This is a genomic window from Streptomyces sp. HUAS TT7, assembly GCF_051550175.1.
Taxonomy (GTDB): Bacteria; Actinomycetota; Actinomycetes; order Streptomycetales; family Streptomycetaceae; genus Streptomyces.
This window is the reverse complement of the sequence record NZ_CP196175.1, coordinates 1,165,128-1,177,574: the sequence shown is the minus strand read 5'-3', so window position 1 is coordinate 1,177,574 and position 12,447 is coordinate 1,165,128. Positions and strand designations below refer to the sequence as shown.

General features: G+C 71.8%; 1 protein-coding gene. It reads left to right on the top strand.

The window, feature by feature from the left end:
* The first annotated feature begins 37 nt into the window (after positions 1-37).
* On the top strand, positions 38-12,298 hold the full coding sequence (locus tag ACSHXC_RS05260) for an SDR family NAD(P)-dependent oxidoreductase (protein ID WP_438290419.1): 12,261 nt from the start codon (positions 38-40) through the stop codon (positions 12,296-12,298).
* Positions 12,299-12,447 lie beyond the last annotated feature (149 nt).

The following is a 12,447-nucleotide window of genomic DNA, read 5'->3' as shown; positions in this document are numbered from 1 at the left end:
GTCAGTGCCCCAGCATTTACACGGAAGGTTCCACGCCATGCCGAACGACAGCAAGCTCGTCGATTACCTCAAGTGGGTCACGAACGACTTGCACCAGACCCGCCAACGGCTTCGGGAGGCTGAGTCCGCCAAGCAGGAGCCGATAGCCATTGTCGGAATGTCGTGCCGGCTGCCGGGCGGAGTGCGGTCGCCGGAAGACCTCTGGCAGTTGCTGGACGACGGCCGCGACGGCATCTCGGCATTTCCCACGGACCGTGGCTGGAACCTCGACATTCTCAGCGGTGAGGGAGGCGGCAGCAGCGCCACCGCCGAAGGCGGCTTCGTCGACGCCGCCTCGTTCGATGCGGGCTTCTTCGGCATCTCACCCCGTGAAGCCGTGGCGATGGACCCCCAGCAGCGGCTGCTGCTGGAGACCTCCTGGGAAGCGCTGGAGCGCGCCGGCATCGACCCGACCGCTCTGCGTGGCAGCCGCACCGGCGTCTTCGTGGGCACGAGCGGCGTCGACTACATCAATGCCGTGCTGAACTCCCGCGAGGACATCGAGGGCCACGGCAGCACCGGACTGGCGGGCAGCATCCTGTCCGGGCGGCTCTCGTACAGCTTCGGGCTGGAGGGTCCGGCCCTCACCGTCGACACCGCGTGTTCCTCCTCGCTCGTCTCGCTCCACCTGGCGGCCCACGCACTGCGCAGCGGCGAGTGCTCGCTGGCGCTGGCCGGCGGTGTGACGGTGATGTCGACGCCGATGAGCTTCGCCGGATTCAGCCGGCAGGGCGGGCTGGCGTCGGACGGCCGGTGCAAGGCGTTCTCCGACGACGCCGACGGCACCGGCTGGTCCGAAGGCGTCGGCATCGTGGTGGTGGAGCGCCTCTCCGACGCCCGCCGCAACGGACACGAGATCCTCGCCGTCGTCCGCGGCTCGGCCGTCAACCAGGACGGCGCCTCCAACGGCCTGATGGCCCCCAACGGCCCGTCCCAGCAGCGGGTGATCCAGCAGGCCCTGGCGAGCGCCGGTCTCTCCCCCTCGGACGTGGACGCCGTCGAGGCGCACGGCACGGGCACGACCCTGGGCGACCCGATCGAGGCCCAGGCCCTGCTGGTCGCCTACGGTCAGGATCGTGACCCCGAACGCCCGCTGCTGCTGGGGTCGGTGAAGTCCAACCTCGGCCACACGCAGGCGGCCGCCGGCGCGGCCGGACTCATCAAGATGGTCCTGGCGCTGCGGCACGGCGTCCTGCCGAAGACCCTGTACGCCGATGTGCCGTCGTCGCATGTGGACTGGGAATCCGGTGCGGTGGAACTGCTGACGGAGTCCCGGGAGTGGCCCAAGGCCGACCGGCCGTGGCGGGCGGGCGTGTCGTCGTTCGGCATCAGCGGCACCAACGCCCACGTCATCCTTGAACAGGCACCGCTCGCCGAGGAACCCGGCGAGCAGGACGAGAGCGATCAGGACGAAAACGAGCAGGGCGACCGTGAGCCGAAGGCCGCTCCGAAGCTCGCGCCGGTGATTGCGCCGGCGGTCGTGCCGTGGCTGGTGTCGGGCAAGTCCGAGGATGGGCTCGCCGCACAGCGCGAGCAGATCACCGCGCTGACCGGTCTGTCGCCGGTCGACCTGGGATTCTCGCTGGCCACCACCCGGGCGCACCTGGAGCACCGTGCGGTACTGCTGTCCGAGGGCGACGAGACCGTCGAGGTGGCACGCGGCTTCGCCGAGGACACGGCCGGAAAGACCGCGGTGCTGTTCTCGGGGCAGGGTGCGCAGCGGGTGGGGATGGGCCGGGAGCTGTACGGCCGGTTCCCGGTGTTCGCGGGGGCGTTGGATGCGGTGTTGGAGCGTTTCGAGGCCGGGCTTCGGGACGTGATGTTCGGTGATGTGGAGGGTTTGGACGAGACGGGGTTTACGCAGCCGGCGTTGTTCGCCGTCGAGGTGGCGTTGTTCCGGTTGGTGGAGTCCTGGGGGGTTCGTCCGGACTTTGTGGCCGGGCATTCGATCGGCGAGATCGCGGCGGCGCATGTGGCGGGGGTGTTGTCGCTGGAGGATGCGTGTGTGCTGGTGGCGGCGCGGGCGCGGTTGATGCAGGCGTTGCCGGTGGGCGGTGCGATGGTGGCCGTCCAGGCTGCTGAGAGTGTGGTTCGGCCGCGGTTGGTCGACGGGGTGTCGATCGCGGCGGTCAACGGTCCCGAGGCAGTGGTGCTCGCCGGGGAGGAGTCCCAGGTTCTGCGGATTGCCGAGGAACTGGCGGGTGAGGGGCACAAGTCGCGGCGGCTGTCGGTGAGTCATGCCTTCCACTCGGTGTTGATGGAGCCGATGCTGGAGGACTTCCGGAAGGTCGCGAAGGGCCTGTCGTTCAAGGCACCGGAGATCCCGATCGTCTCGAACGTGACGGGGGAACTCGCCTCCGAGGAGTTGGTGTGCTCGCCTGACTACTGGGTGCGGCATGTGCGGGAGACGGTGCGTTTCGCGGATGGTGTGCGGGCGCTTGAGGCTGAAGGTGCTTCGGTCTTCCTGGAGTTGGGTCCGGATGGTGTGTTGACGGCGATGGCGCAGCATGGTGCGGACGAGGCTGCGGTGTTCGTCAGTGCGTTGCGCAAGGACCGTCCCGAGGAGTCGGCGCTGCTGACGGCGCTGGCGCGCCTGCATGTGACGGGTGTGGCGGTGGACTGGGCCGCATGGTTCGCAGACACGGGGGCCAGCCGCGTGGAACTGCCGACCTATCCCTTCCAACACGAGCGGTACTGGCCCCGGCCTGCCGCGCTCTCCGGGGACGTCACCGGTGCTGGGCTCCTCCCGGCCGAGCACCCGCTCCTCGGCGTGACCCTCACTCTTGCCGACTCCGGCGAGATGGTGTTCACGGGCAGGCTGTCGTTGCAGGCGCATCCGTGGCTGGCCGACCACAGGATGGGGGGCAGCGTTCTCTTCCCGGCCACCGGCTTCCTGGAGCTGGCCATGCGCGCCGCCGACCAGGTCGGCTGCGACCGGGTCGAGGAGTTCGTCCTGCTCACGCCCCTGACGCTCACGGAGGACGGAGGCGCACAGGTCCAGGTGCTGGTCGGTGCCCCGGACGAGGCGGGTGCCCGGACGATTTCGGTGCACTCGCGCGCCGACGGACCCGCCGACGGACCCGCCGACGGACCCGCCGACGGATCCGCTGATCAGCCGTGGATTCAGCATGCCCACGGCACCTTGACCAGCGGTGAGCGGATCGCGGACTTCGGTTCCGGGGCCTGGCCGCCGGAGGACGCGGTGGCTGTGGATCTGGCGGGTTTCTACGACGGGACCGGGTACGGCCCGTCCTTCCAGGGCCTGCACGCCGTGTGGCGGCGCGGGGACGAGGTCTTCGTCGAGGCCGCACTGCCGACCCCGGCCGCCGAGGAGGCCGAGTCCTTCGGGATCCACCCGGCGCTGCTGGACGCGGTGCTCCAGTCCCACCGGCTGGCCGGGGTCGGCAGCGAGCAGGAACTCCTTCTGCCGTTCGCCTGGCGGGGTGTGTCACTGCATGCTGGGGGAGCGGCGGTGCTGCGGGTCCGGGTGGTGAAGACCGGCGACGACTCGGTGTCCCTCGCGGCCGTCGACGTCGAAGGCGCACCCGTCCTGTCCGCCGAGGCGCTCATCCTTCGCAGCCAACTGGCCGATGCAGCAACCCCATTGATGGCACAGCGTCGCGCGGAATTCGGCGCGTTGCTGTCGCTGGACTGGGTGGCGGCGCCCGAGGTGCAGTCCTCCGAAGTCCGGTGTGTGTCCCTGGGCGCCGATGAGCTGGGTGTGGGCGCGTCGGTCGCGTCCCTGGCGGATCTCACGGGCGACGAGGACCTCGTGGTGGTCCCCGTGTCCGGTGGTACGGGCGACGACGTACCCGCCGCGGCGCACGAACTCACCTCCCGGGTCCTGGGCCTGCTCCAGGAGTGGGCGGGGCAGGAGGAGCCCGCAGCCGCGCGTCTGGTGTTCGTCACCCGTGGCGCCGTCTCCGCCGTCGAGGGCGAGTCCGTACGGGATGTGGCCGCGGGCGCGGTGTGGGGTCTGGTGCGTTCGGCGCAGTCGGAGAATCCCGGGCGGATCGCGCTCTTGGACCTCGAAGACGGTCAGGACGGTCAGGACGGAGACCTGACCGGGGTGCTTGCGGACCTGCCGGGTCTGCTGGCCACCGACGACGCCCAGTTCGTGGTCCGCGACGGTGCCGTCCGGGTGGCGCGCCTGGCTCCGCTCGGCAGCAGTGCGGGGCTGTTGCCGCCCGCCGACGTGCCGTGGCGGCTGAGCAGCGCGGCCAAGGGCAGCCTGGACAACCTGGCTCTCGTTCCCTGCCCGGAAGTCCTGGAGCCCCTCACCGAGGGCCAGGTCCGCATCCAGGTGCAGGCCGCCGGCGTCAACTTCCGCGACGTCCTGGACGCCCTGGGCATGTACTCGGGCGAAGCCGGACCGCTGGGTGCCGAGGCCGCCGGTGTGGTCACCGAGACCGGGCCCGGCGTACGCGGACTGCACCCGGGCGACCGCGTGACCGGCCTGGTCTTCGGCGGCTACGGCCCTGAGGCGGTCGCCGACGAGCGGCTGCTGACCCGTATCCCCGAGGGCTGGTCGGCCGCCCAGGCCGCCTCCGTACCGATGGTCTTCCTGACCGCGTACTACGCCTTGAAGGACCTCGCCGATCTCCAGCCCGGCCAGTCGGTCCTGGTGCACGCCGGGGCCGGCGGTGTGGGTATGGCCGCGATCCAGCTGGCCCGGCACCTTGGTGCCGAGGTGTTCGCCACAGCCGGCGAGGGCAAGTGGGACACGCTGCGCGAGCTGGGTATCGCCGACGACCACATCGCCTCCTCCCGCACGACCGACTTCGAGGAGCGCTTCCGGGCGGTCACCGGTGGCCGCGGCGTGGACGTCGTCCTCAACGCCCTCACGGGCGAAATCATCGACGCCTCCTTGCGGTTGACCACCCCGGGCGGCCACTTCCTGGAGATGGGCCAGACGGACATCCGTGACGCCCGGTCCGCCGCCGGAGTGCACTACCGCGCCTTCGACCTCGCGGAAGCGGGTCCGGAGCGCACCCGGGACATGCTCGGCGCATTGCTGGAGCTGTTCGCCCAGGACGCGCTGCGTCCGCTGCCGGTGACCTCCTGGGATGTGCGGCGGGCGCCGGAGGCGTTCCGGTCCATGAGCCGGGCGCAGCACATCGGGAAGATCGTGCTGACTCTGCCGCGGGCGTGGGACCCGGACGGCACGGTGCTGATCACCGGCGGCACCGGTGGGCTGGGCGGCGAGCTGGCCCGGCACCTGGTGACCGAGCGGGGCATCCGCCACCTGCTGCTGGTCAGCCGCAGTGGCCCGGACGCCCCGGGTGCCGCCGAACTGCGGGATGAACTGGCCGTCCACGGCGCCGAGGTGACCGTGCGGGCCTGTGACATGGCCGACCGGGCTGCCGTCGATGGACTGGTGGCCGCCGTTCCGACCGCGCACCCGCTGACCGCGGTGATCCACACCGCTGGCATCCTCGACGGTGACGAGGCGGCGTCGTTGACGTCCGAGCGGCTGTCGGCCGTACTGCGTCCGAAGGTGGACGCGGCCTGGCATCTGCACGAAGCCACCAAGGACCTCGACCTCGCCGCGTTCACGCTGTATTCGTCGATCTCGGGCGTACTGGGCACTCCGGGTCAGGGCAACTACGCCGCGGGCAACGCCTTCCTCGACGCGCTGGCCCGCCACCGTACGGCGCAGGGCCTGCCCGCCCAGTCCCTCGCCTGGGGCGCCTGGGTGAAGAAGGACGGGAACACGCGGGCGTCGGCCGCCGCGGAACCCGAGCGGATCGTGTCCCTGGACGTGCCGCCGCTGTCGGTCGAGCGGGGACTGGCGTTGTTCGACGCCGCGACCGCGACCGACGAGGCGCACCTCGTCCCGGTCGGGCCCCTGGCCACGGGCGCCCGGAGCCGCGGCACCGTACCGCCGGTGCTGCGGGGCCTGGTCAAGGGCGCCCGCCGTACGGCCGCGGTCTCCGTCGGCGGCACCGGAGCGGTCCTGCGACTGACCCGGCGACTGACGGAGCTGACCCCGGACGAGCGGAGCGCCTTCACGGTCGATCTCGTACGGACCGAGGCCGCCGCCGTGCTCGGGCACGCCTCGGCCAAGGCGATCGACATCCGGCGGGACTTCCACGACCTGGGCTTCGACTCGCTGACCGCCGTCGAACTCCGCAACCGGCTCTCCACGGCCACCGGCCTGCGGCTGCCCGCCACCCTCGTCTTCGACTACCCCAACCCCACCGCACTCGCCGGCCACCTCATCGCCGTCCTCCTCGACGAGCACGACGAGGCCCACGCCCCCGCCGCGATCAGCACGGCGTCCACCGACGATCCGGTCGCCATCGTCGGCATGGCCTGCCGGCTGCCCGGCGGTGTGCGGTCCCCGGAGGACCTGTGGCGGCTCGTCGTCGACGGACGCGACGGCATCTCCGCCTTCCCGACGGACCGCGGCTGGGACCTGGAGAGCCTGCTCGGCGGGGCGGAGGGCGACCAGGGCCGCAGTTCCTCGTCCAGGGGCGGTTTCCTGGACGACCTCGGCGACTTCGACGCCCCCTTCTTCGGCATCTCCCCTCGCGAAGCCATGGCGATGGACCCGCAGCAGCGGCTGCTGCTGGAGACCTCCTGGGAGGCCATCGAGCGGGCCGGCATCGACCCGGTGTCCCTGCGGGGCACCGAGACCGGAGTCTTCGTCGGCACCAGCGGCTCCGACTACGGCAGCATCCTGATGAACTCCAGCGAGGACGTCGAGGCCCACGCCAGCACCGGGCTCGCCGGCAGCGTCCTCTCCGGGCGTCTCTCCTACACGTTCGGCCTGGAGGGCCCGGCCCTCACCGTCGACACCGCGTGCTCCTCCTCGCTCGTCTCGCTCCACCTGGCGGCCCACGCACTGCGCAGCGGTGAATGCTCGCTGGCGCTGGCCGGCGGTGTGACGCTGCTGTCCACGCCGATGAGCATCGCCGGATTCAGCCGGCAGGGTGCGCTGGCGTCGGACGGCCGGTGCAAGGCGTTCTCCGACGACGCCGACGGTACGAGCTGGGCCGAAGGCGTGGGCGTACTCGTCCTGGAGCGGCTGTCCGACGCCCGCCGCAACGGACACGAGATCCTCGCCGTCGTCCGCGGCTCGGCCGTCAACCAGGACGGCGCCTCCAACGGCCTGACGGCCCCGAACGGCCCGTCCCAGCAGCACGTCATCCGCCAGGCCCTGACGAACGCCGGGCTCTCGACGGGCGACGTGGACGCCGTCGAGGCGCACGGCACCGGCACCTCGCTCGGCGACCCGATCGAGGCCCAGGCGCTGCTCGCCACCTACGGTCAGGACCGGGCCGAGGGACAGCCGCTGATGCTGGGCTCGCTCAAGTCGAACATCGGCCACACCATGGCGGCGGCCGGCGTCTCCGGCGTCATCAAGATGGTCCTGTCGCTGCGGCACGGTGTGCTGCCGCGCTCCCTCTACATCGGCACGCCCTCCTCGCACGTCGACTGGACGGCGGGCGACGTCAAGCTCCTCACGGAGCAGACCGACTGGCCGGACACCGGCCGCCCGCGCCGCGGCGCGGTCTCCTCCTTCGGCATGAGCGGCACCAACGCCCACGCCATCCTCGAACAGGCACCGGAGAGCGCCGAGCGGACGGACCGGGACACCCGGCCCGTCGAGCCGCAGGCCGTCCCGTGGCTGGTGTCGGGCAGGTCGCCCCAGGCGCTGGCCGACGGGATCGGGCAGCTCCGGGACTGGGTCGGTGAGCGGCCGGAACTCGCGCCGGCCGATGTGGGCTTCTCGCTGGCCACCGGGCGGCCGCTGTTCGAGCATCGCGCGGTGCTGCTGGCCGGGGCCCCCGGGGACGAGGTGGCGCGCGGTACGGCCGAGGACCGTTCGCTGGCGATGCTCTTCCCGGGCCAGGGCGGGCAGCGGGTCGGGATGGGCCGCGAACTGTACGACCGGTTCCCGGTGTTCGCCGAGGCACTGGACGCGGCACTGGCCCACTTCGACGACGAGGTGCGGGAGGTGATGCTCACCGACGCCGAGCGGCTGGACCGGACCGTGTTCACCCAGCCGGCCATGTTCGCCATCCAGGTGGCGTTGTTCCGGCTCGTCGAATCCTGGGGCGTCCGCCCCGACTTCGTCGGCGGGCACTCGTTCGGAGAGATCGCCGCCGCGCACGTCGCCGGGGTCCTCTCGCTGGAGGACGGCTGCACCTTGGCGGCCGCCCGCGGGCGGCTGATGAACACCCTTGAGGGCCAGGGCGCCATCATGGTGGCGATCCAGGCGAGCGAGAAGGAGGCAACCGCGCGGCTCGTCGACGGCGTCTCGATCGCGGCGATCAACGGACCGCAGGCCGTCGTCATCGCCGGCGACGGACCCGCCACACAGCGCATCGCCGAGGCATTCGCCGCCGAGGGCCGCAAGACGCGGCAGGTGGCCGTGCGGGTCGCCGGCCACTGCCCGCTGATGGACCCGATCCTGGACGACTTCCGCAAGGTGGCCGAGGGCCTCACCTATCAGGAGCCGCGCATCCCCCTCGTCTCGACCGTGACCGGCGAACGGGCCTCGGACGACCTGATGCGCTGCGCCGACTACTGGGTCCGCAACGTCCGCGAGCCCGTCCGCTTCGCCGACGCGGTACGCACCCTGGCCGCCGAGGACGTCTCGGCCTTCCTGGAGCTGGGCCTCGACGGGACACTGACCGGGATGGTCCCGCACAACGTGGATGGCAGCGACGGCACCGTCTTCGCCGTCAGCGCCCTGCGCAAGGACCGCCCCGAGGAGACGGCCCTGCTCACCACCCTGGCGCAGCTGCACGTCGCCGGAGTCGACGCGGACTGGGCCAGGATCTTCGACGGCACCGGCGCCCGCCACGTCGACCTGCCCACCTACCCGTTCCAGCGCCAGCGGTACTGGCCGAAGAGCAGGGCACTGGCGGGCGATGTGACCTCCGCGGGTCTGCTGCCCACCGAGCACCCGCTGCTCGGCGCGGCGGTGCCGCTGGCGGACGGCGACGGCATGTTGTTCACCAGCCGCCTCTCGATGGAGACCCACCCCTGGCTCAAGGACCACGTGACGGGCGGCACGGCCGTCTTCCCGGCCTCCGGCTTCGTCGAACTGGCAGTCCGGGCCGGCGACCGGTTCGGCTGCGACCGCGTCGCCGAACTCGCCCTCGACACACCGCTGGCGCTCACCGACGGCACGGCCCTGGTGCTCCAGGTGTGGCTGGGCGCCCCCGACGACGAGGGCGACCGGCAGATCCGGTTCTTCTCACGGCCCCAGGCCACACCGGACGAACCGTGGACCCGGCACGCCACCGGCACCCTCACCACCGGCGAGCACACCGCGGACTTCGACGCGTCCGACTGGCCGCCCCGCGACGCCTCCGACGCCGACGTGGACGGCTACTACGACGGGACGGAGTTCGGCGCCGCCTTCCGCGGGCTGCAAGCGGCCTGGGTCCGCGGCGACGACACGTTCGTCGAAACCGAACTCCCGGACGGCCTCGCCTCCGACGCCCCGTCCTTCGGCCTGCACCCGGCACTGCTCGAAGCGGTCCTGCACGGCACCGCGTTCAGCGGCGCGGGCGACGAGGAGCACCTCTCCTGCGCCGCCTCCTGGAAGGACGTGTCGCTGCACGCCACCGGCGCCTCGGCGGTACGGGCACGGATCACGAAGACGGGTGCGGACTCCGTCAGCGTCACGGCGGTCGACGCCGCCGGGGAACCCGTCCTGTCGGCGCGCCACGTCACGCTGCGCGCCCTGGCGGAAGCCCCCAAGCGGGCCGTCCGCAGGCAGCGGGACCGGCTACTGCGCCTGGAGTGGATCCCGGCACCGCGTACAGAGGACGTACCCGGTCTCCGGAGCACCGTCCTGGCGCCCCTGGGAACCGCCTCACTCGCCGACATCACGGGCACCCCGGACCTGGTCGTGGTTCCCGTGCCCCGCGCACAGGACGGCTTCCCGGCGGCCGTGCACGAACTGACGACCCAGGCTCTGCTGCTGGCGCAGGAGTGGATCGCCGACGCACGCTTCACCACCTCCCAGCTGGTGTTCCTGACGCGTGGTGCGGTGGACGGCGGTGACCTGGCCGGTTCCGCCCTTTGGGGCCTGGTGCGCTCGACGATCGCGGAACACCCCGGCCGCTTCGTCCTGGCCGACGTCGAGGAGCTGGACGAGAACGGTGACGGCGGCGACCTGGCGGTGCTCGTCGAGGCGCTGCCCGGCCTGCTGCCCTCCGGCGAGACCCAGTTCGTCGTGCGCGACAAGGCGGTGCTCATGGGGCGGCTGGCGTGGCTGCCCACCGACGCCGAGACACGGCCGTCGCAGTGGGACCCCGAGGGGACCGTACTGATCACCGGTGGTACCGGCGGCCTCGGCATCGAACTGGCCCGGTGGCTCGCCGCGAACGGTACCCGGCACCTGCTGCTGGTCAGCCGCAGCGGCCCGAAGGCTTCCGGTGCGGACGAACTCGCCGAGGAACTACGGGAGTTGGGCGCGTTGCCCACGATCGCGGCCTGTGACACGGCCGACCCGGACGCGCTCGCCGGACTCCTGGCCGCCATCCCGGCGGAGCACCCGCTGACCGCGGTCGTCCACCTCGCCGGTGTCCTCGACGACGGCGTGGTGACCGCGCTGACTCCGGAGCGCCTGACGCCGGTGCTGCGCCCGAAGGTGGACGCCGCCTGGCATCTGCACGAGGCCACCAAGGACCTCGGCCTGGCCGGGTTCATCATGTTCTCCTCCGTCTCCGGTGTGCTGGGCGCCCCGGGCGTGGCCAACTACGCGTCCGCGAATGCCTTCCTCGACGGCCTGGTCCGGCACCGCGCCGCCCTGGGCCTGCCGGGCCAGTCGCTGGTGTGGGGCCACTGGGACGGCGGCGGCATGGCCGAATCGCTGAACCAGGCCACCGTGGCGCGCATGCGGCTCAACGGCATGGCGCCGGTCTCCATCAAGGAGGGCATGGAACTGTTCGACAGCGCTCGCGACTACGTCGAGCCCGTCGTGATGGCGGTGGGCCTGATCCCCGGCGCCCGGGTGCCGCAGGGGGAGATTCCGCCGATGTTCCGCGGCCTGGTCCGCCCCAGCAGGCGGACCGCCTCGAACGCCACGAGCACGTCCGGCACCCCGGCCACCTTCGCCCAGCAACTGTTGGAGCTGCCGGAAGGCGAGCGCGTCGGCCACCTCGTCGACCTCGTCCGCGGCGAGGCCGCCCTCATCCTCGGCTACGCGTCCCCGGCGGAGATCGAGCCCCGCCGGGACTTCTACGAACTCGGTCTCGACTCGCTGACCTCGATCGAGCTGCGCAACCGGCTCGCCACGGCCACCGGACTGCAACTGCCGGCGACACTGGTCTTCGACACCAAGACCTCCGCCGACCTCGGCGCACGGCTGCGCAGCGAATTCGCCGCACAGCCCGGACTCGCCGGCTCCGCGTCCGCGGGGAGCCTGCTCCTGGCCGGGCCGGAACCCGACTCGCTGGAGCGGCTGTTCCTCGACGCCATGGACAACGGCAAGTTCCCGGAGGCCAGGCTCATGCTGCGGGCCCTGACCGGCCTGCGCCAGACCTTCGAGAACACAGCCGAACTGGAGGAACTGCCGCTGCCGACCACGCTCGCCGAAGGCCCCGCCGAACCGCGGATGATCTGCGTCAGCACACCCACCGCCAACGGCGGCGTCCACGAGTACGCCAGGTTCGCCGCACCCTTCCGGGGCGAACGGCACGTCTGCGCGCTGCCCCTGGTCGGCTTCGCCGCCGGGGAACGGGTACCGACCACGGTGATGACCGCGGTCAGGACCATCGCGGAGAGCGCCCTGCGCGCGAGCGACGGCAACCCGTTCATCCTCACCGGGCACTCCTCCGGCGGTACCTACGCCTACGCCGCCGCCGGTCTGCTGGAGGCCACCTGGGGCATCAAGCCCGCAGCGGTGGTGCTGCTGGACTCGGTCAGCATCCGGCACGACGACGAGGACGAGATCGACTACGACAGGCTGATGCACCACAACTTCCGGGTCGACGAGGAATCGCCGGTGCGGATGACGAACTCCAGGCTGTCCGGCATGGGACGGTGGATGAACCTGCTCAGCCAACTTGAGGTATCGCACACGACCGCCCCCGTGCTGGTCGTCCGCGCCACCCGGGAGACCGTCGCCTTGGAGGCCATCGCGGCCGCTGCGGCCGAGGACACGAAGAGCAAGGCGTTCCCGACGGCCGAGGTGCGCCTCGTGGAAGCCGACCACTTCTCCATGGTGCGCGACGACGCTCCGGAGACCGCGCGGATCGTCAAGGAATGGCTCGCCACCCTCGGCGAGGCGTAACCACGGCACACACCTGACCAGCGCACAGGAACAGAACGTCACGGCGGGCGGCCACCGGGCCGCCCGCCGCGGCGCATTCCGGCACTCAACTACGGAAACCCGCAGTCCACCGCGTGGAAGATGGCGGGGAACCGGTCGGACGTGCGTGT

What these genes read in the sequence shown, in the direction of transcription:
- ACSHXC_RS05260 (WP_438290419.1), top strand. Translation starts at nt 38, where the DNA reads ATGCCGAACGACAGCAAGCTCGTCGATTACCTCAAGTGGGTCACGAAC.